Raw genomic sequence first — 22,521 nt, 5'->3', positions numbered from 1 at the left:
AAGGTCATGGTTATGAAGAGTGTAACGCCTTCCGCCAGAACGCTGGCTCTGCGGGTTCTGCTGCCGTTTGCCGGCGGTTATTTCCTGTCTTACCTGTACCGCACGGTCAATGCCGTGCTGGCCCCGTCGATCGCCGCCGACATCGTTTTGGATGCCGGGGCGCTGGGGTTGATGACCGGTATGTATCTGCTGGCCTTTGGCTCGGTGCAAATCCCGCTGGGCATCTTGCTTGACCGCTATGGACCGCGCCGGGTGGAGGCGGGGTTGTTGGTGTTTGCCGCTGCCGGGGCTGGCTTGTTCGCCGTGGCCGAACAGCCGGTGACATTGATCCTTGGCCGCGCCTTGGTCGGGCTGGGGGTGGCTGCCTGCCTGATGGCGGCGATCAAGGCCAATGTGCAATTCTTCCCACCGGGCAAATTGGCTTTGGTTAACGGCATCATTTTGTTTGCCGGTGGCTTGGGGGCGGTGGCGGCGACGCAACCGGTCCAGGCGGCTTTGGCAATCACCGATTGGCGCGGTATTTTCTGGATATTGGCGGCGCTGACCTTAGCCATGGCCCTGGTCCTTTTTGTCACCGTACCGGACAAGCCGGGTCGAGCGGGAAGCAGTTCTTTTCTGCAACAGATGGGCGACGTGGCGACCATTTGCCGTGATCCCGCCTTTTTGCGGGTGATGCCGCTTGCCGCCATTGCCTTGGGGTCGTTCATGGCCATTCAAGGCTTGTGGGCCGGACCTTGGCTGCGCGATGTCGCCGGTTTGAATGGGGCGGACAGCGCCCAGGCATTGCTGGTGATGGCTTCCGGCATGGCGGCCGGTTATCTGGCCTGGGGATCGCTCAGCGATGCGTTGGGACGCTGGCGGGTTCCCATTGTGGCCGTGGCCGGGTTCGGCATGCTGTGGTACTGGCTTTGCGTGCTGTCCATGGCCTTGGGGTGGGGTGGGGCGCCGCTGCTGTTATCGGCCTGTTTCGGCTTTGCCGGGGCGTCGGTGTCTTTGTGCTATGTGGTGGTGGCGCAGTTGGTTCCCCCCCATATGTCGGGGCGGGCCACCACCACCTTGAACCTGATTATTTTTGCCGTCGCCTTCACCATGCAATGGGGGTTGGGGGCGATCATCAATCTGTGGCCGGCGCAGGCGGGCGGCGGCTGGCCGGCGCAAGCCTATGAAATCGCCCTGTGGGTGCCGGTGGTGTTGACCGCTGCCGCCATGGTCTGGATGGGGCCGCTGGTGGGGCGGTCCTGGCGCAACAGGTAGGGCGGCATCCTGCCCCGTGGGGCAGTGGTGTGCTTTAGTTTTCATGCATATGATGGGCGTCGCGAAAAGCCTTGCGGGACCACCCCGTCCCGTCTTTGGCGTGCCCGCGCTACCAAGGCTTTTCGCCCCGGCTCTTCGTCAATTTCCGGTTAATGCGGGTATGATCGTTTTTTGACGCGACAAGCTGTCACTTCCCCTTAACGCTGTTCTGATCAACAATGAGCCATCGCAGCTAAAAATGGTGGCAGATCATGGTGACGCATGGGAAGAACAGCTGCTTTACCGCCCTTCTGGGTTTGGGGGGGCTGACCGCAAACCAAGATTCCGGGGCTATGCGGCAGGTCATTGACGACGTTCTGGCCTGCGACAAGTTGGTGCGATGCAGCGATCGGCTGGAATGTACGTGGCTGGCCTCGCAACTGGCCGATTCCATGCGGCGGCGTTAGCGGCGGAAGTGCGCTCAGCTACGGCTGGGGGGCGAATAGCGGCTTATATTTCATGTCCTCGACCAGGATATGATCCATCAGCCACGACTTCAGGAATTTGGCCATATCCTCGGTCAGGGCGTCGGGGGTGTTGCCGGCAAGGTGACGGGTGCGGAAGGCCAGCACGGTTTCGCGCAGGCGTTCGTGCTGGGCCTGATGACCGGCGAGACCGGCATAGTCACGGGCGGCCAGCTTGCTTTCCTCGCGGTTGAAGTGGCCGTCGGTGTAATCCAGCAACTCGTCGAACAATCGGTCCAGTTCCACCTTGGACGGATCATTTTTCCAGGCATCGTAGATACGATTGAGAATCTCGAGCAATCGACGATGGTCGGCGTCCAAGGCGGTGGTTCCGACGCTAAAGGATTTGTCCCACTGAATGAAGGCCATGATGCGACGACACTTTCGGCATGATCAATCCCATTGAGATAATCAATGACGCCACGTTATGCAATGAATTGTGCGGAACCTTGGGCATGCGTCGTTCGCATGGCGGCATTATTTGCCCGTGTCGTTTTCTCTCATAAGCTGCAACAGCGGATTGGCCGTGGCCATTTGCCGCCATGGCGCAGCCCAGGCTTCCAGCATTTGTGTCCACAACGTCATTGGCGCGAACAGCGGCGTCATCTGCCCCAAGCCGCCAAGCAGCGGCGTCATCTGCCCCAAGCCGCCAAGCAGCGGCAGGGCCGATTGGAAATCAGGGGTGGCGCGCAGATGAATGGTCATCAGCTCGGCCCCGCCATCGGGATCGCTGCGGTGATTGATCTCGATGGTCATGTTGGGCAGGTTGCCGGTGATCGTGGTCTGTTCCATGGGGCGCTCCCGTTATGGCCTGATGCGGGCAAGGTGCCACGAACCGCCATGATGGTTCCATGAAAAAGCCCCTGTCACTCCCGGGTTCGCGCATCATCCCATGCGGTGAAACCTCATAAAAGCTTGCGGCATTGGGTGGCGGCGCGGCGACAGGATTGAGCGCATTCCTTCATCCGCAGATCGCTGGGCGCCAGTTTTTCGCAGGCATCGGCGCATTTGTCGGCGATTTCCGAGGCGACCCGCAGCACCGGGGTGTACTGGCGCGACGAGCGCAACAGGAAATCGGCGGCGGTTTCGCAGATGTCAGCGGTATCAAGCAGAAGTTGCACCAATTCCCAATCGGCCAGTTTGCCACCTTGTTGCATGGCGTGGATGGCGGCTTCGGTGGCGGCGCGATGGGCGAGGTCACAAGCGTTGATGCAATCTTTCATCATCGGCATGGCTTCAACCCTTCCGTGGTTATTCCTCTGGGTTGAAAGGGTGAGCCCAAACTGTGGGGCCGTCAATGCGAAAGGCCCGGCGATTGCGCGCCGGGCCAGTCGGTAACAGCAGGAAAAGGCTTGTTAATCGGCGTAAACGTACTTGCCGTTCTTCCACACATACATGACGTAATTGGGGCCGACGACGTCACCCTTGGCGTCAAAGCCGATATTGCCGATGACGGTATCGAACTTATCGGCCTTGAGCTGGGCAATGACCTTCTTGCCATCGATGCTGCCGGCCTTTTCGGCGGCCATGGCCCAGGCCTGGAGCGCGCCGAAGGAATACAGCGTATAGGTTTCCGGCTCGTACTTCTTGTCGCGATAGTACTTCACCAGGGCGGCGTTTTGCGGCAGCAAGCGCGGGTCGGGGCTGAAGGTCACCAAGGTGCCTTCGCCGGCGGCGCCGGTGATGGCCCAGAATTCTTCCACCAGCAGGGCGTCGCCACCCACCAGGGTGGTCTTGAGGCCCTGGTCGCGCATCTGCCGCACGATCAGGCCGCCTTCGGTCTTGTAGCCGCCCAGGAAGACGAAATCGGCGCCGGCCGCCTTGAGTTTGGTCACCAGGGCGGAATAGTCCTTTTCGCCGGCGGTGATGGCTTCATAGAACACTTCCTGCACGCCGGCGGCGTTCAGCGCCTTCTTGAATTCATCGGCCAAGCCTTTGCCATAGGCCGACTTGTCTTGAATGATGGCGACCTTCTTACCGGGGAACTTCTTGGCGATGTAATTGGCGGCGGTGGGGCCTTGCTGATCATCGCGGCCGCAAACGCGGAACACGTTGTTCATGCCGCGCTCGGTATAGGTCGGGTTGGTTGAGCCGGGGGAAATCTGCGGAATGCCGTTTTCCTGATAGACTTCCGAAGCCGGGATCGACGAGCCAGAGCAGAAATGGCCGACCACCGCCGCCACTTTCTTCGACGACAATTCCTCGGCCACCGAACGGGCCTGCTTGGGGTCGCACGCATCGTCGCCGACGACGATCTTGATCTGCTGCCCCAGCACGCCGCCCTTGGCGTTGATGTCGGCGGCGGCCTTGTCGGCGCCTTGCTTGAACTGTTCGCCGAACTGAGCCTCGGGGCCGGTCATCGGGCCGGCCAAGCCGACCAGAATTTCAGCATGGGCGGCAGCGGCAAGGGCGGTCATGGCAATGGTGGCCACGCCCAAAGTCTTCAAAGTTCTCATCTCCCGTAACCCTCCGTCTGGTTGATCGAACCGTTATGAAAAAACACTAACACCGGGGCGCGGGTTTGCACCACCTATGCTTGATGCGGTCGGTGTTCCCGCCAGCCGAACAGGCCGACACGTTCATAAAGCCAAGGATATTGCAGGGTCATCCGCCGCGCCCGCGTCGCCCGCCAGGCGGCGCTGGCGATCAGCGCCAGCAAGGCGGTGTCAAGCACATAGGCGGAAAGACTGAGCAAAGGGCCGCCGAACAGGGCGAAGACCAAGAAGCGATCGACCGCGCCCAGCAGCAGGCAATAGGCCAGAACCTGCGCCAGCGGCCGCCAGGTATTGGCGACCGAATGCCCGGTCATGAAGGCGCAGCCGCCCATGAACAGCACGGTGACGCCGATGAAGACGGGGATGGAATGGATCATGCCGTCTCTCCGTGGGCGCCGCCTTCAAGATAATGGGCGCGGATTTCCGGGTTGGCCAGCAATTCGGCCCCGGTTCCGGCCAGGGTGACGCGGCCGTTGACCAGCACATAGCCGCGATGGGCCAGCTTCAACGCGTGATGGGCGTTTTGTTCGACCAGGAACACGGTCATGCCCTGGTCGCGGTTGATCTGGCGGATCAGGTCGAAGATGTGGCGGACCACCAGCGGCGCCAGTCCCAATGACGGCTCGTCCAGCAGCAACACCCGCGGCCGGCTCATCAGGGCGCGGCCGATGGCCAGCATTTGCTGTTCGCCCCCCGAAAGGGTGCCGCCGCGCTGGTTCAGGCGTTCCTGCAAGCGCGGGAACAGGGCCAGAACCTTGGCCAGATCCTCGGCGTAATGGGCGGGGTCGCCGGCGACCCCGCCCATTTGCAGATTTTCCAGCACGCTCATGCGGGCGAAGATGCGGCGGCCCTCGGGGCTGTGGGCCAGCCCCAGATGGGCGATTTTGTGCATGGGCATCTGGGTGATGTCTTGGCCATCCAGCAAGACCCGGCCCTTGCTGGCGCGCGGGGCGCCGCAAATGGTCATCAGCAGCGTCGTCTTGCCGGCGCCGTTGGCGCCGATCAGGGTGACGATCTCGCCTTGTTTGACCTCAAGGTCGATGCCGTGCAGGGCTTGGATGCGGCCATAGCCGGAATGCAGGTTTTCCACCGCCAGCATGTCAGCGATCCTCGTCTTCGTCGTCGGCTTCGCCCAGATAGGCGCGGATCACTGCCGGGTCGTTGCGGATTTCAACCGGGGTGCCCTCGGCGATCTTTCGGCCGTAATCCAGCACCACCACCCAATCGGAAATGCCCATGACCACGCTCATGTCATGCTCGATCAGCAGCAGGCCGATGCCATGCTCGTCGCGTATTCCGGTCAGCAGGGTATTGAGTTCCAGCGATTCGCGTGGGTTCAGACCCGCCGCCGGCTCGTCCAGGCACAACAACAGCGGATCGGTGCACATGGCCCGCGCGATTTCCAGCCGGCGTTGCGAGCCATAGGGCAGGGAACCGGCGTCGGCGTCGGCGTGATCAAGCAAATCCACCTTGTTGAGCCAATAGCGGGCCTTGTCCACCGCCAGCTTTTCCGCCTTGCCATAGCGCGCCAGCCCCAACAGGCCGGCCAGGGAAAGGGCGCTGGCCCGCATCAGCGTGTTGTGCTGGGCGACGATCAGGTTTTCCAGCACGCTCATGCGGGCGAACAGGCGGATATTTTGGAAGGTGCGGCCGACGCGGGCCTTTTTGGCGATGTCGTAATCGTCCAGTCGTTCCAGCAGCACCGGTCCGTCATCGTGATGCAGGGTCAAGCGGCCGATCTGGGGTTTGTAAAAGCCGGTGATGCAGTTGAATAATGTCGTCTTGCCGGCGCCGTTGGGGCCGATGATGGCGGTGATTGACCGGTTGGCGGCGGAAAACGACAGGTCGTTGACGGCGAACAGACCGCCAAAGCGCATGGTGACGTGTTCGACCTCCAGCAATTTGCTCCGCATCATCCGGCCTCCTGGTTCAGACGGATGGTGGGCGAGCGGTGCGCCAGCAAACCAGACGGCTTCCACAGCATGATCAGCACCATGGCGCCGCCAAAGGCCAGCATGCGGTATTGCTGCAATTCGCGGAACCATTCGGGCAGGCCGACCAGCAGCAGCGCGGCCAGGACCACGCCGATCTGACTGCCCATGCCGCCCAGAACGACAATGGCCAAAATCACCGCCGATTCGATGAAGGTGAAGCTTTCCGGGCTGATGAAGCCTTGACGGGTGGCAAAGAACGAGCCGGCGAAACCGGCGAACATGGCGCCGGTGGCAAAGGCTGACAGCTTGATGGTGGTCGGGTTAAGCCCAAGGGAGCGGCAGGCGATCTCGTCCTCGCGCAGGGCTTCCCAGGCCCGGCCGATGGGCAGGCGGCGGATGCGCAAGGTGAACAGGTTGGTCAGCAGCGCCAGGACCAGGATGATGAAATATAAAAAGATCACCCGGTGGTTACCGGAAAAATCCAGGCCGAAATAATCGGCGAAGGTGGTTTTGCCTTCGGGGGCGTTGGCGGTGAACACCAGACCGAACAGGCTGGGGCGCGGAATGGCGCCGATGCCGGCGGGGCCGTTGGTGAAATCCTGCCAGTTCTGCAAGATGACGCGGATGATTTCGCCAAAACCCAAGGTGACGATGGCCAGATAATCGCCGCGCAGCCGCAGGACCGGAAAGCCCAGCATGATGCCGAAACCGGCGGCAAAAACGCCGGCGAGCGGCAGGCTGACCCAGAACGACAAATCCAGCTTGGTCGCCAGCAAGGCATAGGAATAGGCGCCGACGGCGTAAAAGGCGACAAAGCCCAAATCCAGCAATCCGGCCAGACCGACAACGATGTTCAGCCCCCAGCCCAGCATGACGTAGATCAGCACCATGGTCGCCTTATCGACCAGCGCGCGGTCGGCGATGGGCAAAAAGGGCAGGACAAAAGCGAAGCCGGCCATGCCCCAGCCCACATACAAGCGCATCTTGGGGAAGCGGGCGCCCCAATCGGGCAGCGCCGGCAGACGGCCGGGGAGGGTGTCGCGCAGCAGCGCCAGGGCGAAACGACCAAGGCCGACCGCCAGCGCCGCCCAGGCCACCCAATCGAACCGCGTGCTCAGGGTCAGCGCCTGGGACGAATCGACCAGGCGAAAACCGAGCATGGGCAAGGCCAGGGCGGCGGCGACCACGGCGCCAATGACGCCATCGCGCAAGGCGGCGGTCATATTCACGCCGGCCATTCAGATCTTCTCCACTTCGGGCCGTCCCAATAACCCGGTGGGGCGGAACAGCAGCACCAGGACCAGGATGGCGAAAACGGCCACATCCTTGTATTCGATCGAGAAATAGCCCGACCAGAAGGCTTCGATCAGGCCGATCAGCAATCCCCCCAGCATGGCCCCGGGCAGCGAGCCGATCCCGCCCAAAACGGCGGCGGTGAAGGCTTTGATGCCGGCCAGGAAGCCGATATAGAAATCAATGACGCCGTAATACAGGGTCACCATCAGCCCGGCGACGGCGGCCAGGGTGGCGCCCATGATGAAGGTGGCGGAAATGATCCGGTCGGTGTTGACCCCCAACAGCGCCGCCATCTTCATGTCCTGCTCGGTGGCGCGCTGCGCCCGGCCCAAAGACGTGCGGGTGATGACCCAGGTGAACACCGCCATCAACACCACGGTCAGCGCCATGATGACCATTTGCAGATAGGACAGGTTGACGGAAAAGCCATTGCCATGCATCAGCTCGATGCCGCCCTTGAACAGCGGCGGCAGCGGCTTGACCCGCGCCCCTTGGCTGAGCTGAGAGAAGTTTTGCAGCACGATCGACATGCCGATGGCCGAAATCAACGGCGCCAGTTTGGGGGCGTTGCGCAGCGGCCGATAGGCCAGCCGCTCCACCGCCCACCCCCATAGCGCCGTCAGGATCATGGTGGAGACCAGGGCGATCAGCAGACCGAAGGCGACAGAGGCGCCGCCAAGAGTCGTCGCAACCAGAAAAGCTATCAGGGATATAAAGGCCCCCAGCATGTAAATCTCGCCATGGGCGAAATTGATCATGCGGATGATGCCATATACCATGGTGTAACCGATGGCGATCAGGCCATAGATGGCCCCCAATGTCAGCCCATTGATAAGCTGCTGTATAAAATATTCCATCCGCCCACCTTGAATGGCCCGCTTTGTATGTCGGGACGATAAAAACTACTCGTTGGAACGCTTCTGTCAACGGCCAATGGCCGTGTGACGGGGAATTCACGATACCGCAAGGGGGTTGCTCTGCTAAAATGCGGCGCATGGGGCGAGCGGGAAGGGGTAATCGCGGTGGTGGCGAAATTCTCGGATGACGTGATCCGTATCAGGGTCGATACGACCGGCGCGGTGGCTGAGTTCATGACGTTGCTGGCCGAGCAGGCGGCAAAAGGCGAGACCATGGCCCCGGCCAATCCCGCCAACCGGGCGATTTATCGCGAACTGGCGCCCTTTCGACTGGTGGAATACACCTATGTCGATCCGACCCTTGAGGGCATCGACGGCGTTTATATCGGCTTCGCCGATGGCGCGTTGTATTCGGTGGCCGAAGATATTCCCGAAACGGTGATTGACGCCCTGGTCGCCGAAGATCACACCGATCTTCCGCCGATCTATCTGTATATCCTGCTGCGTGAGCCACGCAGCGCGGCGGAGATCGATCATTTCCTCGACGCCTTGGCCGCTCATCTCAATCGTCCCTTGGTCGGGGTTTTCCGTGATCAAATGGGACGCATGGCGGCGCGGTCTTACGCCCTGGACGCGTCGGCGGAGCAACGCGATTTGCTGGCCCGCCAAGTGACGCGCAGCGTGCTGGAAGCCAATCGCCATTTCGATAAGGCCCGGACCTTGCGGCGGTTGGCCGAACGCAATTTGGCGGCCGATGGTCGCGCCTTTGCCCAGATAACCTATAAATTCGCCCAGCACGTGGTTGAATTCCCCAATTCGGCCGAGCGCGACGACTTTATCGCCTGGAGCCGAACCATGTGCGAATGGATTTATTCGCGCTGGTGCTCGTGGGAGGATTTGGGCCTGAGCGAGATCTTGCGCCCGGCAGAGGTGGCGGCTGAACCCACGGGCGAGGGGGTGGCGGTGCGTCTGGTGGCGCCCTCGGATTACGAAGGCGGCGCCCCGTGGCAGGCTTTCGGCGGCAACAACGCCGCCACCGCCATGCATTTCACCCAGTCGGATGCGGCGGTCAGCGATGACGGATTACGCCAGTCGTTGGAACTGGCCCAGGGCTATTGGCGCTATGTGACGGAAACCATCGCCGCTGGCGAGGCCTTGGCCCGCGCCTTGGCCGACCAACGCCGCCGCCGGGGGATGAAGCTGGATTAAGCCTTGGTCGCCACCGCGATGGCGGCCAGCAGAGCATCGATTTCGAACGGTTTTTCCAAGACGGCGACGGCGCCCAGACGCTTGGCGGTGTCCAGGCCGGCGGTTTTCTCCAGCCGGGCGCTGCCGCCCGAAATGGCGATGATCGGGGTTTGCGGGCACATGGTCTGGATTTCCAAAATGGCCTCGATCCCGTCCATTTCCGGCATGATGATGTCGGTGATGATCAGGTCGAAGGTTTCGCCGCTGGCGATCATGTTGACCCCCTCGGCCCCATTTTCGGCGGTGATGGCCTGATGGCCAAGTTCGGTCAGGACATCGACCAGGGAATCACGCATCAATCGGGTATCTTCGACGATCAGGATGCGGCTCATGGTGTTCTCCGGGGGCTTTGGCGTTGTTACTGTTTGATAGTCGGAATCAGGGTGTCGGGCAAGCCATGTCGGCCACGGGCAAGGTGATGGTGAAGGTCGAGCCGTGGCCGATGGCGCTGGTGACGGCGATGGCGCCGCCCATGGCGGTGACCAGCCCGTGCACCACCGACAGGCCCAGGCCGGTGCCTTGGCCGACGGGTTTGGTGGTGAAGAACGGATCGAAGATGCGGGCGGCGACTTCCTCGCTCATGCCGCACCCGGTGTCGCTGATGGTGATGATGGCTTGCGGCGTGGCGGTGTCGGAACAGCCAAGGTGAACCTGAAGCGTGCCCTTGCCGTCCATGGCGTCGCGGCCGTTATTGGCGAGATTAAGCAGGATTTGGGTGATTTGGCCGGCATTGCCCATGACCATGGCCTGACCGCACGTGATCGACAGATCCAGCCGGGTGGTTGGCGGCAGTACGGACCGGACCAATTCGCTGAATTGGCCGACCACCGGGACCAGATCGATGGCGCTGAGGTCCTGGCGTTCCTGCCGGCAATAGGCCAGCACGCCGCGGACGATGTCGCGGCCATGCTTGGCGGCTTCGATGATGCGGTCGCAGCGGCCGCGGTTCTTGTCGTCAAGCGCCGCCGACCGGATCAGCATTTCGGCCCCCATCAGGATCGGGCCGAGCATATTATTGAGTTCATGGGCGACGCCGCCGGCCAATCGGCCCAAGGCCTCAAGCTTTTGCCCTTCGGTCAGCACGCGTTCCAGTTGGCGGCGTTCCTCGGCGGAACGATAGTAATCGGTGATGTCTTCGATCAGCAGCAGGATCGATGGATGGGGATCGTCCTTGGCGGCATGGAAGTGACTGCCGCTCATGCGCCAGCGCTTGAGTGTGTTTTGCGCATTGGCAATGCTGATTTCGCGACAGAACACGCCTTCCACCGAGTTTTCAAGATCGGGCAGATTGGCGACGGGAATAAAGTCGGACAATGCGGCGCCGTCGATGGCATCGGTGTCTTGGCCGCACATGATATGAAAGGCAGGGTTGCTTTGGCGGATGCGTCCGGTCGAATCGGCGACCAAAATGCCGACCGGGGCGGCTTCGAACATCAGGCGCAGCCGCTGTTCGGTTTCGGCCAGAACGCTTTCCGTCTGCTTGCGTCGGCTGATGTCGCGGCCGATGACGATCAACGACAATCTGCCATCGGTGCGGACCTCGGATACGGTCATTTCAAACGGAAACAACGAGCCATCGCTGTGGATCGCCGTCACCTCGCTGGTGCCGCGTTGGAAGCATGACAGCATGTCGTCGCCGTGGCAGGACGGCCGTCCCGGCGGGCAGGATTTTTGGATCCGTTCCATCAGGCATTGGCCGCGCAATCCGCCCTCGTGGCAGTCGAACAGCCGTTCGGTGGCGGCGTTGGCCCATTCGATGCCGCTGTTGCAATCCACCGTCAAGATGCAATCCTCGGCATGGTCCATCACCGTCTGGAAGTGATGTTCGGCCCGCATCCACTGGGTGATGTCCAGCCAGGCGCCATCCCAGATGATGCTGCCGTCATCGTGACGCTGTGGGCGGGCCGAACCGCGCAGCCAATGGGTTTGGCCATCGTCGGAGATGATGCGGAACAATTCGTGGCAGGGCTGCAACGTCGCGGCGGAACGGCGGATTTCGCGCACATGGTCGTCGCGGTCGGCCCAATGCAGGGCGTTGAGCGCCCCGGTATGGGCGACGCTCATCTCGGCCGGGGCGAAGCCGAACACCGTTTCCACGTTGGGCGAAAACCAGACATAGCTAAGGCTGCCGTCGGCGCACATGTGGCGACGGAACAATACGCAGGCCAGATCCGCCATCAGATCGACCAAAGGCGCCGGGAAGGTGGCGGGCGCCGGTTGCAAACTCATGAGACTGACCTTTGGTGAATGAGCGGTGGAGTGTACGGCTTGTTCGTGTAGCATGCCCCGGCAACAACAACGGGATCAAGCCATGTCAGGGCGCGCGGCCCATGTGATCGTGGTCGGCAATGAAAAAGGCGGGTGCGGCAAGACCACGGTTTCCATGCATCTGGCGGTGGGATTGCTGCGTTTGGGCTTCAAGGTCGGTTGCATCGACCTGGATCACCGCCAACAATCGCTGGGTCGCTATTTCGCCAATCGTCGGGCCTGGATGGATCGCAGCAAGATCGACTTGCCGACGCCGGTGATGGTGGTGATGCAGCCCTCGGCCGCCGAATTGAAGGCGCAGGCGGTGGCGCAGGAACGGGCCGGCCTGGATGCGTTGTTGGGGCATTTGTCGCAGCAATGCGATTTCGTCGTCATCGATTGTCCGGGCTCGGACGTGGCCTTGGCCCGTCATGCCCATATCCACGCCGATACCCTGATTACCCCGATCAACGATAGCCTGCTGGATTTGGACCTGCTGGGACGGCTGGACCCGGTATCGTGGGAATTGGTGGCCGGCGGCGTTTACGCCAATCTGGTCTGGGATTTACGGCGTGAACGGCGCAAATCCCATCGTTCCGGCATTGATTGGGTGGTGACGCGGTCGCGGCTGTCGGCGCTGACCGACCGCAATAAGCAGAAAATGGCGGAAATCCTGCCGCGCATGAGCAAGGTTTTGGGGTTTCGCCTGTCCGATGGCTTTGGCGAGCGGGTGATCTATCGCTATTTGTTCCTGTGGGGGCTGACGGTGCTGGACATGGAACAATCGGGCATCGACATGGGGGCCAGTAAATCCAACGACGCGGCGCGGGCCGAGGTGGTCACTCTGTTGCAGAATTTATGGCTGCCCCGCGTCAACGAACGTTTGGAAAAACACGTTTTTCGCTGATTTTTCAGCGCTTTAGCTGCCGGCTTGGTCCCATGGCGGCACCGGGCCAAAGGCATCTTGCAGGAAATCCATGAAGGCGCGGACCTTGGCCGACAGGTGGCGGCTGTTGGGATAGGCGCCGTACAGGGCGCTGTCTTGCGGGACGAAATCTTCCAGAACCGATGTCAGGGTGCCGGCCCGCAGATCGGCGCCGACGAAAAAGGTGGGCAGATAGACCAGTCCCAGTCCGGCCAGGGCCATGCAGCGCAGGGCTTCGCCATTGCCGGCGCGAAAGCGGCTGGCCACCTTGATGGTTTCCAAGACGCCGCCGCTCAGGAACCGCCATTCCGCCGGTCCCATGTCCAGATGGCTGAGGCAGGCATGACGGGGCAGGTCGGCCGGTCGGGCCGGAATGCCGCAGCGGGCCAGATAGGCCGGGCTGGCGCAGAGCACCCGGCGAATGGGGGTGATGCGGCGGACGATCAGGCTGGAATCGGCCAGCCGGCCGATGCGGACGGCGACATCGAAGCCTTCTTCCACCAGATCGACGAAGCGGTCGGTCAACGCCAGATCCACTTCCAGTTCCGGGCACGCTTCAAGAAAGCGGGGCAGGGCCGGGGTCAGGTGCAGCACCCCGAACGACATCGGGGCGCTGATGCGCAATTTTCCTCGGGGGGCGATCTGCAAATGGCCGATCTCGGCCGAAGCCTCGGCCAAATCGGCCAAAATCCGCTGTGCCCGCAGGAAATAAGCCTGACCGGCCTCGGTCGGGGCCAATTTACGGGTGGTCCGTTGCAGCAAGCGCGCCCCCAATTGGGCTTCGAGCTGAGCAACCTGGCGGCTGATCAAGGATTTTGATTGGCCGAGACGGCGGGCCGCCTGGGTGAAACCGCCACTTTCGACCGTGTGGACAAAGGCGGTCAAGGCGGCGAACTGGTCCATGATTGTCCTATTTTTTGCAACAGTATGTCATGAATATAGATGATTGTTGATCCAGCGGCAAAGCGGCATCTTCGTGACAGCTTCATTGCTTCCCTCGGAGATCCCCTCATGAACACTTTGTCCTCGCGTGCCGCTTCCCCCGTTTTGCCGTTTTTGGCCCCGGTCTATGCCGCCTTGTCGCCCTTGACCGATCCGCTGCTGCGCGTCGCCGCCGGTCTGTTCCTGGTGCCGCATGGGGCGCAAAAGCTGTTCGGCTGGTTCGGCGGTTATGGCCTGGGCGCCACCGATCAGTTCTTCCAGACCAAGCTTGGCCTGCCGGCCGGTGTCGCTTTGGCGGCGGGTCTGATCGAGTTTTTCGGCGGTCTGGCCCTGGCGCTTGGCCTGTTCACCCGTCCGGCGGCGGCCCTGGCCACCGGACTGTTGCTGGTGGCGGCGATCCAGGTCCATCTGGGCGCCGGCTTCTTTTGGACCTCTGGCGGCTTCGAATACCCGTTGCTGTGGGGCATCGTCACCTTGGCCTATGCGATCCGTGGCGGCGGCCGTTATTCCATCGACGCCTTGATTGGCAAGGAAATCTGATCATGACCGGGCCGAAGACGCTGTTCGTTTCCCATGGTTCGCCCATGATCGCGCTTGAGGCGTCTTCGGCCAGTATGTTTCTGGCCGATTTGGGGCGCTCCATGCCCCGGCCGCAGGCAATCGTCGCGGTTTCCGCCCATTGGCTGGCTGACGGCTTTGCCGTCGGCGGCGCCAGCCAGCCGGAAACCATTCATGACTTTTTCGGCTTTCCCCCCGCGCTTTACGCCATGACCTATCCGGCCCCCGGTGATCCGGCCTTGGCGGCGCGGGTGGCGGAATTGACCGGGGCGCAGCTGCATCCCCGCCGCGGTCTGGACCACGGCGTATGGAGCGTGGCCTCGCTGTTGTGGCCCGACGCCGAGGTGCCGGTGGTTCCGGTGTCGGTATCGCGTCGGGACAATCCGGCGGCGCATCTGGATTTTGGTCGCCGCTTGCGGCCGTTGACGGCCGATGGAGTGTTGATCCTGGCCACCGGGGCGGCGACCCACAATCTGGCCGCCTATACTGGCCTGCCCCGGCAAAGCCCGGCCTTGCCGTGGGTGACGGCCTTCACCGATTGGTTGGGGCAGGTCATCGGCACCGGGCGGGTTGCCGATCTGGTTGATTACCGCGCCCAAGCCCCCCATGCCATCGACAATCACCCGACCGACGAACATTTGTTGCCGTTATTCGTCGCCGCCGGCGCCGGAGAAGGGGCGGGTACCGTGTTGCACCGGTCGGTGGAACATGGAGTGATTGCCATGGATAGCTATGGCTGGTTCGGTTAATCGTCGTTGACGATGGGCTCAAGGCCATTTTTAACGGCCGCTTTCAGCACGCGGCCGTCTTTTTTCGCCCGTTCGACGAATCCATCAACCACGGCCAGCCATTGCGGATCACCCTTGGCCACCGCATAGGCATAGGGGGTGGGGGCCAGGGGAACCGGCGGCGCCAGCAATTTGGCCCAATCATGGCGGGCCAACATCTTGCGGCTATAGGGATAATCGGTCATGAACAGGTCGGCCCGACCGCTCATCACTTCCTGTTCGCGTGCTTCCGGCGTGGCGACCACCGTCAGGGTTGCCTGTTTCAAATGGGCCTTCATCACATCAACCATATAGGTCCCGGCCTGGGCGGCGACGATGACGCCGGGCTTGTCGATATCGGCCCAATCACCTACCGCCGGGTTGGTCTTGGTGGTGATGGCGTAAATTCCGCTGTGCAGGTGGGGGCGGGTGAAATCCAGTTTTTCCTGGCGGGCGGGGGTGATGCCGATACCATGCATGCTGACGTCGCATTTGTCTTGGGTCAGGTCGGCGATCAACGTCTTGAATGAAGAATCGATAAATTGCGGCGCGACCCCCAGATCGGCGGCGAATTCCCGCGCCAGATCAATATCGATGCCTTCCAGCGTGCCGGTGCGGGTATTGCGATAGGTGATGGCGTAATAATCGGGCCAGATGCAAATCCGCACGAATCCGGCGGCTTTCACCCGGTCGATGCGGGATTGCGCTTGTGCGCCGCTGGAAAAAAACGCGGCCAATAGCGCACACGTCAACAGGGCCACTTTACGCATCGCGTCCTCCCACCGATAATCCGGTTTCGGCTTATATCACTTTTGGGGGGCTGGCTTGAGTCCGCATATGGCTTCCGATGCAAGCCGGCTGCTCCGTCGTCCCCTGGGGGCCGTGGTCAGGCTTTATTCCAACCGTCTGATTATCCTGGTGGCGGTGCTGGGGGTTGCGGCCATCGCCGGCCTGTCGGCGGTGGTGTTCGGCTCGTTGCGCCATTCGCGCCTTTTGGCCCTGGACGCGGCGGAACAATCATCGCGCAATCTGGCGGTGGCGGTCACCGGGTCGGTCGCCCGCACGGTGCAGTCGGTGGACGTCTTGCTGATGGCCACCGCCGCCCAGTGGGAGGATGGCGACGAATTGCCGCAAGCCAAGGATGCCGACGAACAATTGCGGCGTTTGCTGACGTTCACGCCCCATATCCGGCAATTGGCGGTCATCGCCGATAATGGCGAAGTTCTGGGCGATAGCGGCAACCGCGAGCTGACCGTCCGTTGGGACACCTCGGCGCTGTTCGCCGAAGCGCAGGCGACCCAACGGCCCATGCTCATCGGCAGCCGCCAGCAAGGGCGGTTTCTGGGGCCGGCCAATCCCGATTCGCTGCACTCTTTCATTCCGTTTTTCCGCCGGATCAAGATAGCCGGCGGGGCGCGGTCGGCGCTGCTGGTTGCTGCGGTCAATCCTTTGTATTTCAAAGATATTTTCAGCGGTCTGGAGTTGCAGGGCAGTTCCCGCCTGCGGCTGTGGCGTTATGACGGGACATTGCTGGTGGGCGATGATGGCGATGCCGGTTATGGCGGGCGGGATCATGCCGACGATGTTTTGTTCACCGATCGGCTCAAGCACGCCGAATTCGGCACTTTCCGGCAAACCGAGGATGATGGTGTCGAGCGCATCACCAGCTATCGGGCGACGTTGAACTGGCCATTGGTGATTTCGGTTGGCCTTTCTCAAGACGATGTGCTGGCCCGCTGGAATCAAAGCTCTTTCCCTTTGCTGTGGCCGGTGGGGGGATTGGCGCTGGGCTTGCTGGTGTTGACCGTGGTGCTGACCCGGGCGCTGATCGCGCATGCGCGGGCTCAGGCCATGCTGACGTTGAGCGAGCGGGTGCTGGAAACCGTTTCCAACGGCGTCGCCATTTCCGATGCCACCCGGCCGGATTTTCCGCTGGTTTATGTCAACCCGGCCTTTGAAAGCATGACGGGCTACAGCGCCGCCGAGGTCTTGGGGCGGAACCCGCGCTTTCTCCATGGCGATGATCGGGAACAGATCGGGCTGGTCGAGGTTCGCAAGGCATTGAAAGCCGGCCATTCCGTCGACGCGGTGCTGAAGAATTACCGGGCCGACGGCACGCCTTATTGGAACGACATGACCATATCGGCGGTTCATGCTGTTTCCGGCCACCTGACCCATTTCGTCGCCATCCAGCGCGATATCACCGAGCAGGAACGCAATCGGGTCTCGTTGCGCGAAGCCTATGCCCGGATTGAACGCTATAGCGCCGAGCTTGAACGCTTTTCCTTTATCTTGGCCCATCATCTGCAAGAGCCGGCGCGGCATATCGCCCTTTATGCGCAGATCATCGGCCGTAGCCTCGAAGGGCACGAGGATACGGAACTGCGGACCAATCTGGGCTATCTGACCAAGGCCGGCGGACGGTTGAAGGAATTGCTGCGTGACGTTCAGCTTTATCTGGCCATGGACCGTTTGGCCATGGCCGGGGGCTGGGCCGAGACCGAAGCGGTGCTGGACAAGGAATGGGTGGCTCGCTCGCAGGCAATCACCGATGCCGATCTGATGTCGGGAGCCTTGCCGCGGGTCCAGGTGCCGCCCCGGCGTCTGGCCGATTTGTTCGCCATTTTGATCGATAACGCCATCTTGTTTCGTCATCCGGGCCGGCCACTGCGGGTCAGCATTACGGCCGAACCCCCGCATAATGGCTTTTATCGCTTCCGGTTCGCCGATAACGGCATGGGGATTCCGCCGGAATTTCTCGATAAGGTGTTCGGGGTGTTCGAACGTCTGAATGGTCGCGAACAATATCCCGGCAACGGTGTCGGGCTAGCTATTGCCCGCAAATTGGTGGAAACTCTGGGCGGTTCCATCCAGGCCCAATCCGATGGAAACAGCGGAACCACCATCCTCTTCACCTTGCCTGAAGCGACGGAGTGAGACTGTGTCACACGATCAGACATTTGATATTTTGCTGGTCGAGGATGACCCCGGCGACGCCGGATTGACGCGGGCCGCTTTGGCGCAGGCACGTATCTTGTGCAAGTTGCATCACGTCACCGATGGCGTCGAAGCCTTGGCTTTTTTGCGGAAACAGGGCGGGTACGGGGCCGTGCCGACGCCGCATCTGGTCTTGCTGGATCTGAACATGCCGCGCATGGGCGGCCGCGACGTGTTGGCGGCCATGCGCGCCGATGAAAACTTGCACAAGATTCCGGTGGTGGTGCTGACCACCTCGGATATCGAGGCCGATATCGAAACCTCGTATGAACTGGGGGCCAACAGCTTCATCACCAAGCCGGTGGATATCGACCAATTCATCGATTCCATCAAGGCGCTGGGTGATTATTGGTTCAGCATCGTCCGCTTGCCGCAATAAGGGTTTGCACCGCGTGGATACTGGGGCTACATCTGCCCCAGATTGTTTACAATTGGTTTATTGTTACCCTATAGTTTGTTCACGGCCATATGCTAAAGTATATGGGTGCTGTTTGGTGAGATCGCCATGGCTGAGGTTGTCACGCGAATGCCTGAGGGGGCTGAGAACATTTTCGGTTTAGTGAAATTGACGCCGCGACCGTCTTGGGGGAAGGCGGCGGAGGTGGCCGCCCCGGCCAAGTCCGAGGCGGGCAACGCCACCTCTCCGGGCAAGACGTTGCGGGTCTTGTTGGTCGAGGACCAGCCTGGCGACGCCATGCTGGTGATGATCGCCTTGCGCGAATGCGTCGCCACCCGGTTTCAGGTCACCCATGTGGGAACCTTGGCGGATGCGCGCCGCTGCCTGGAACAAGAAGCCATGGATGTGGTGCTGCTGGACCTTTCCTTGCCGGATTCCAGTGGTCTGGACACCGTGACCAAGGTGCTGGACGTGGCGCCGCGCATGCCGGTGGTGGTGATGACCGGCCTTGATGATCCGTCGCTGGCCTCGCGGGCGCTGGAGGTCGGCGCCCAAGATTATCTGGTCAAGAGCGATGATCCCGGTCGCGCCGTCGAGCGGGCCATCTTGTACGCCGTCACCCGGATGAATTCACAGATCGAACGCGAGCAATTGGCCGATCAATTGGCCAAGGAGCAGCAGCGGGTGCAAGAAGAGATGGTGGTGGCCCGCACCATGCAATTCGATTTGCTGCCGCGGCCGGACCGCTTGAATCCGGCCCTCGAGCGTTTGGGCTTTTCCCTGCATTCCTATTTCGAGCCTTGCTCGGGCATTGGCGGCGATTTGTGGGGGTGCCAGGACCTGGGCGATGGCCGTATTTCGCTGATCGCCTTTGATTTTTCGGGCCATGGCATCGGTGCGGCCCTGAATGTCTTTCGCTTGCATACGCTGATTGATGAACATCGCGGCTATCTTGGCGATCCGGCCATGTTGCTCAATGTCTTGGGGCTGTCGCTGCGGCAATTGCTGGGGCGGGGGCAGTTCGCCACCATGTTCGCCGCCGTGATCGATTGCACGGCGGAGGAAATCATCTGGTCAGGGGCGGGGACGCCGCCGCCGGTGCTGTTTCGGGGCGGGCGGGCTGAATTCCTGGATACCCGTGGTGTGCCGCTGGGGTTATCGGCCAAACCGTCGCATGAAAACCGCCGCACCACCTTTCCCCCTGGTTCCAGCTTGTTGGTCTATAGCGACGCCTTGGTCGAGGCGCAGGGCTTTGACGATAAAATGCTGGGCAGCGAGGGGTTGCTCGATATCATCGGGCAATGCATGGACCGTCAGGGCCATTTGGCGATCGAGCCGATGCTTGATGAATTCTATTCCTGGGCCCGGCCGCCAATCGAGGATGACCTGACCGTTATCCATTTGGCCTGGTCCTGATCTGCCGGAGCTTGAGGATGGATATTTTTACCGATTCACACAGTGACGGTACTCGCTTCACCCTGAAGGGGGTGATGTCCTTTCGTGACAGGGATGCGTTTTCCGTCATTCTGGATGCGGTTAACCAGCGTGCCGGGGCCAAGGTCACGGTCGATCTAACTGCGTTGGAGCACGTGGATTCGTTTGGCATCGGTCTGTTTTTGCTGGCCAATGAACAAGCGGTTGGTGTCGGCTCCAGCCTGCATTTGCTCAATCCGCAGGGTGACGTTTCCCGCATCTTCGATCTGGCCAACCTTGATGCCATCCTTAGTCTGAAACAGACGATGCCGGCAACTGGGGCGACGGCGCGCAATTCGGCTCCGCCGCGTCGGATCGGCATTGATTACCGCCATCTCGGCAAGGCCGAGGATGGGTCGCCCTGTGTTGGTTTTTCCGGGCGGCTGGTGTTCGCCGAGCACGGTCATTTTCAGGAAATCGTCGAGAACCTGATCGCCAATGGCGGCCCCCGGGTGGTTTTGGATCTGTCGGAATTGGAATTCATGGATTCCGCCGGTCTGTCCATGATCATGATTGCCCACGAAGAGGCCGAGGCCAAACAGATCGCGTTGGTGTTGCGCAATCCCAAGGGAGCGGTTGCCCAATTGCTGTCCCTGTCGGCCCTGGAATTCATGCTGGAGGCATGAGGGGATAATCATGGCGTCTTTCCCGGTGATCTTGTTCGAAGGCGGCGACGTCCCCGATTCACTGGCCTATCGGGCGGGAAAATTGGGAGCCGAGGCCTATCCCAATGTCGAGTTCCTTGACGTTGCCGGGCCGCGCATATTGATGGCGCCCATCAGTTGTCTGGGGGCCGGATTTGCCCCGGACTTTCACGGTTTCATCGAATATCGCGCGACGGATCAGGGCTGTCCCCTGACCCAAGTCATGGTCGATGCCGTGGCCGCTGGCGGTTTGTGTCTGTCAGCCTGCACCGCCAGCTTGCTGGCCTGTGATCCGGTTCAGGTGTTTTGTGCGACGGTGTTGCGTTTGGCCCCGTCCATTGACGCCATGATGGTCGAATTGGCGCTGGCCGAAGCCGTCGGCAATGCCGTCATCCACGGTAATTTGGGGCTTAAAAGTGATTTGCGTCACAGTTTGGCCGGATTGGTCGAATTCAACGGCCGCATTGCCGAGCAATTGCGTGATCCGACCCTGGCGGCGCGCCGGGTGCAGATGACCGCCCTGCCTTATGGCGATAACGGGGTGGAAATCCAGGTCAGTGATGATGGCGATGGTTTCGACGTGGAACACGAGCTGGGAAAGCCGTTGGAGGTGGGCGCGAAAAGCGGCCGTGGCCTTGCTTTGATCCGCAAGGTCAGCACCCATATCGAGGGCGGGCGCGGCGGCCGGACGCTGGTCATGCGGTTTTTGCCCGCAGGTTAAAATCGCCTTGTTTGAAAGGCGTTTACATCTCCCTTGTATCCCATTGTCTTTGCATCGCTAAAGTATGGTCCGCATGGACTGGAACCTATATGCTCCAGCCATTGGGCTATTGGGGTGATGACGAAAATGGACGTCCGGCAAGTTCAGCTTTCACAACTTGACGCTTCGGCTTTGTCGGATCTGTCGTCTTTGCGTCCCGATCTGGTGCTGGTCTTCGCCGCCATCGCCCAATTGCGCCAGCCCGATGCCCATGCCGTCTTGCGCGACGCGTTTCCCAACGCCGTCTTGGCCGGGTGCTCCACCGCCGGTGAAATCACCGCGCGCGGCATGTCTGACCATAGCTGCGTGGTCACGGCGATGAAGTTTAACCAGGTGCGGGTTCAGGCCGCCACCGGCCGCGTCACCACCATGGAGGAATCCGAAGAGAGCGGCGCCAGCTTGGGCCTGGCCTTGAAAGCCCCTGATCTGCGGGCGGTTTTGCTGTTCGGCAAGGGGGTGGGGATCAATGGCAGCGCCCTGATTTCCGGGATGACGGCGGCAATCGGGGGCGATGTCCCGGTTTCCGGCGGCCTGGCTGGTGACGGCGGCGCTTTCGCCGAAACCCTGACCCTGACCCCTGATGGCCTTGATGCCGATGGGGTCATCGCGCTGGGGCTTTACGGCGATGCCCTGCGTATCAGCCATGGCAGCTTTGGCGGCTGGCAACCTTTTGGTCCGCCACGCAAGGTGACCCGAGCGGCGGGCAACATCCTTTATGAACTTGATGGCCGGTCGGCCTTGGCTTTGTATAAGGATTACCTGGGCGAATATTCCAAGGATCTGCCGGCTTCCGGGTTACTGTTTCCGTTCGAGATGTTGGATGCCGATCACCGTTCCATCGGTTTGATCCGAACCATCTTGGGTGTCGATGAAGAAGCCGGGGCCTTGATCCTGGCCGGCGATATCGATAGCAGCGGCTATTTGCGACTGATGCACGCCAATAATGAAGGGCTGGTCGATGGCGCCGAGATCGCCGCCCGCCGGGTTCGCGATGCCGCCGGAGAGTGTTCCCAGGGGCTTGGCCTGCTAGTCAGTTGTGTCGGGCGCAAACTGGTGATGGGTGACGCCGTCGACGAGGAGGTTGAGGCGGTTTCCCATATCCTGGGGCGGCACTTGCCGCTTGCCGGCTTTTATTCCTATGGAGAGATCGCGCCGTTTTCCTCGACCACCGAGTGTAAACTGCATAATCAGACGATGACCGTGACCTTCTTGTCGGAGGCTTGA

General features: G+C 61.4%; 24 protein-coding genes. 11 read left to right on the top strand and 13 right to left on the bottom strand.

Annotation, left to right across the window (positions count from 1 at the left end):
* Positions 1 to 6 precede the first annotated feature (6 nt).
* Complete coding sequence (locus KEC16_RS03310) at positions 7 to 1,254, top strand: MFS transporter (protein ID WP_249208669.1); 1,248 nt, start codon at positions 7 to 9, stop codon at positions 1,252 to 1,254.
* A 464-nt stretch (positions 1,255 to 1,718) separates the two neighbouring features.
* Here the strand turns inward: KEC16_RS03310 and KEC16_RS03305 are convergent, their stop codons facing one another.
* The 9 genes from KEC16_RS03305 to KEC16_RS03265 form a co-directional block, all read right to left on the bottom strand.
* Positions 1,719 to 2,126 carry a bacteriohemerythrin gene (locus KEC16_RS03305; protein WP_211546205.1) on the bottom strand — a complete coding sequence of 136 codons (408 nt, stop codon included), beginning with the start codon at positions 2,124 to 2,126 and terminating at the stop codon, positions 1,719 to 1,721.
* Positions 2,127 to 2,234: 108 nt separating this feature from the next.
* Positions 2,235 to 2,549 carry a hypothetical protein gene (locus KEC16_RS03300; RefSeq protein ID WP_211546204.1) on the bottom strand — a complete coding sequence of 105 codons (315 nt, stop codon included), beginning with the start codon at positions 2,547 to 2,549 and terminating at the stop codon, positions 2,235 to 2,237.
* 113 nt (positions 2,550 to 2,662) lie between these two features.
* Entirely contained in the window at positions 2,663 to 2,989 is a 327-nt protein-coding gene (locus KEC16_RS03295; protein ID WP_211546203.1) for a four-helix bundle copper-binding protein, read from the bottom strand.
* 123 nt (positions 2,990 to 3,112) lie between these two features.
* Positions 3,113 to 4,213, bottom strand: coding sequence for a branched-chain amino acid ABC transporter substrate-binding protein (locus KEC16_RS03290; RefSeq protein ID WP_211546202.1), 1,101 nt, complete (start codon positions 4,211 to 4,213; stop codon positions 3,113 to 3,115).
* Between the two features lie 74 nt (positions 4,214 to 4,287).
* Complete coding sequence (locus KEC16_RS03285; RefSeq protein WP_211546201.1) at positions 4,288 to 4,629, bottom strand: DUF6867 family protein; 342 nt, start codon at positions 4,627 to 4,629, stop codon at positions 4,288 to 4,290.
* Positions 4,626 to 5,351 carry an ABC transporter ATP-binding protein gene (locus tag KEC16_RS03280; RefSeq protein ID WP_211546200.1) on the bottom strand — a complete coding sequence of 242 codons (726 nt, stop codon included), beginning with the start codon at positions 5,349 to 5,351 and terminating at the stop codon, positions 4,626 to 4,628. Before KEC16_RS03280 ends, KEC16_RS03285 begins: the two co-directional genes overlap by 4 nt.
* A gap of 1 nt (position 5,352) precedes the next feature.
* Positions 5,353 to 6,165: an ABC transporter ATP-binding protein gene (locus tag KEC16_RS03275; protein WP_211546355.1), complete on the bottom strand. Its 813-nt coding sequence runs from the start codon at positions 6,163 to 6,165 to the stop codon at positions 5,353 to 5,355.
* Positions 6,165 to 7,424 (bottom strand): high-affinity branched-chain amino acid ABC transporter permease LivM, encoded by a 1,260-nt coding sequence (livM, locus tag KEC16_RS03270; RefSeq protein WP_211546199.1) that lies wholly within the window; start codon positions 7,422 to 7,424, stop codon positions 6,165 to 6,167. Before livM ends, KEC16_RS03275 begins: the two co-directional genes overlap by 1 nt.
* Positions 7,425 to 8,339 (bottom strand): ABC transporter permease subunit, encoded by a 915-nt coding sequence (locus tag KEC16_RS03265; protein ID WP_211546198.1) that lies wholly within the window; start codon positions 8,337 to 8,339, stop codon positions 7,425 to 7,427. It lies immediately after the preceding gene.
* Positions 8,340 to 8,507: 168 nt separating this feature from the next.
* Here KEC16_RS03265 and KEC16_RS03260 point away from each other — a divergent pair, with 168 nt between their 5' ends.
* Positions 8,508 to 9,548: a hypothetical protein gene (locus KEC16_RS03260; protein WP_211546197.1), complete on the top strand. Its 1,041-nt coding sequence runs from the start codon at positions 8,508 to 8,510 to the stop codon at positions 9,546 to 9,548.
* On the opposite strand, the gene KEC16_RS03255 is transcribed toward KEC16_RS03260, so the two are convergent.
* Together KEC16_RS03255 and KEC16_RS03250 are read right to left on the bottom strand one after the other, a co-directional pair.
* Complete coding sequence (locus KEC16_RS03255) at positions 9,545 to 9,919, bottom strand: response regulator transcription factor (protein WP_211546196.1); 375 nt, start codon at positions 9,917 to 9,919, stop codon at positions 9,545 to 9,547. The two genes, KEC16_RS03260 and KEC16_RS03255, sit on opposite strands and share 4 nt — an antisense overlap.
* Positions 9,920 to 9,965: 46 nt before the next feature.
* Positions 9,966 to 11,816, bottom strand: a complete 1,851-nt coding sequence (locus tag KEC16_RS03250; RefSeq protein ID WP_211546195.1) for a PAS domain-containing sensor histidine kinase — start codon at positions 11,814 to 11,816, stop codon at positions 9,966 to 9,968.
* An 82-nt stretch (positions 11,817 to 11,898) separates the two neighbouring features.
* Here KEC16_RS03250 and KEC16_RS03245 point away from each other — a divergent pair, with 82 nt between their 5' ends.
* On the top strand, positions 11,899 to 12,741 hold the full coding sequence (locus tag KEC16_RS03245; RefSeq protein WP_211546194.1) for a division plane positioning ATPase MipZ: 843 nt from the start codon (positions 11,899 to 11,901) through the stop codon (positions 12,739 to 12,741).
* 12 nt (positions 12,742 to 12,753) lie between these two features.
* Here KEC16_RS03245 and KEC16_RS03240 read toward each other — a convergent pair whose 3' ends face one another.
* Entirely contained in the window at positions 12,754 to 13,662 is a 909-nt protein-coding gene (locus KEC16_RS03240; RefSeq protein WP_211546193.1) for a LysR family transcriptional regulator, read from the bottom strand.
* A 108-nt stretch (positions 13,663 to 13,770) separates the two neighbouring features.
* On the opposite strand from KEC16_RS03240, the gene KEC16_RS03235 reads away from it, so the two are divergent.
* Both KEC16_RS03235 and KEC16_RS03230 read left to right on the top strand, forming a co-directional pair.
* Positions 13,771 to 14,241: a DoxX family protein gene (locus KEC16_RS03235; RefSeq protein ID WP_211546192.1), complete on the top strand. Its 471-nt coding sequence runs from the start codon at positions 13,771 to 13,773 to the stop codon at positions 14,239 to 14,241.
* A 2-nt stretch (positions 14,242 to 14,243) separates the two neighbouring features.
* Positions 14,244 to 15,008, top strand: coding sequence for a DODA-type extradiol aromatic ring-opening family dioxygenase (locus KEC16_RS03230; RefSeq protein WP_211546191.1), 765 nt, complete (start codon positions 14,244 to 14,246; stop codon positions 15,006 to 15,008).
* Here the strand turns inward: KEC16_RS03230 and KEC16_RS03225 are convergent.
* A complete protein-coding gene (locus KEC16_RS03225) occupies positions 15,005 to 15,796 on the bottom strand; it encodes an ABC transporter substrate-binding protein (RefSeq protein WP_211546190.1) in 792 nt (263 codons plus the stop codon). The two genes, KEC16_RS03230 and KEC16_RS03225, sit on opposite strands and share 4 nt — an antisense overlap.
* Positions 15,797 to 15,863: 67 nt before the next feature.
* On the opposite strand from KEC16_RS03225, the gene KEC16_RS03220 reads away from it, so the two are divergent.
* The 6 genes from KEC16_RS03220 to KEC16_RS03195 all read left to right on the top strand — a co-directional run bounded on the left by KEC16_RS03220 (position 15,864) and on the right by KEC16_RS03195 (position 22,521).
* Positions 15,864 to 17,963: a sensor histidine kinase gene (locus tag KEC16_RS03220; RefSeq protein WP_211546189.1), complete on the top strand. Its 2,100-nt coding sequence runs from the start codon at positions 15,864 to 15,866 to the stop codon at positions 17,961 to 17,963.
* A 4-nt stretch (positions 17,964 to 17,967) separates the two neighbouring features.
* On the top strand, positions 17,968 to 18,402 hold the full coding sequence (locus tag KEC16_RS03215) for a response regulator (RefSeq protein ID WP_346344018.1): 435 nt from the start codon (positions 17,968 to 17,970) through the stop codon (positions 18,400 to 18,402).
* A 222-nt stretch (positions 18,403 to 18,624) separates the two neighbouring features.
* Entirely contained in the window at positions 18,625 to 19,836 is a 1,212-nt protein-coding gene (locus KEC16_RS03210; RefSeq protein WP_211546187.1) for a PP2C family protein-serine/threonine phosphatase, read from the top strand.
* 17 nt (positions 19,837 to 19,853) lie between these two features.
* On the top strand, positions 19,854 to 20,519 hold the full coding sequence (locus tag KEC16_RS03205) for an STAS domain-containing protein (protein ID WP_211546186.1): 666 nt from the start codon (positions 19,854 to 19,856) through the stop codon (positions 20,517 to 20,519).
* Between the two features lie 10 nt (positions 20,520 to 20,529).
* On the top strand, positions 20,530 to 21,258 hold the full coding sequence (locus KEC16_RS03200; protein ID WP_211546185.1) for an ATP-binding protein: 729 nt from the start codon (positions 20,530 to 20,532) through the stop codon (positions 21,256 to 21,258).
* Between the two features lie 126 nt (positions 21,259 to 21,384).
* Positions 21,385 to 22,521 (top strand): FIST signal transduction protein, encoded by a 1,137-nt coding sequence (locus tag KEC16_RS03195; protein WP_249208667.1) that lies wholly within the window; start codon positions 21,385 to 21,387, stop codon positions 22,519 to 22,521.

It is taken from the genome of Magnetospirillum sulfuroxidans (assembly GCF_018224925.1).
GTDB classification, from domain to species: domain Bacteria; phylum Pseudomonadota; class Alphaproteobacteria; order Rhodospirillales; family Magnetospirillaceae; genus Magnetospirillum; species Magnetospirillum sulfuroxidans.
This window is presented reverse-complemented; position numbering and strand designations above follow the sequence as displayed.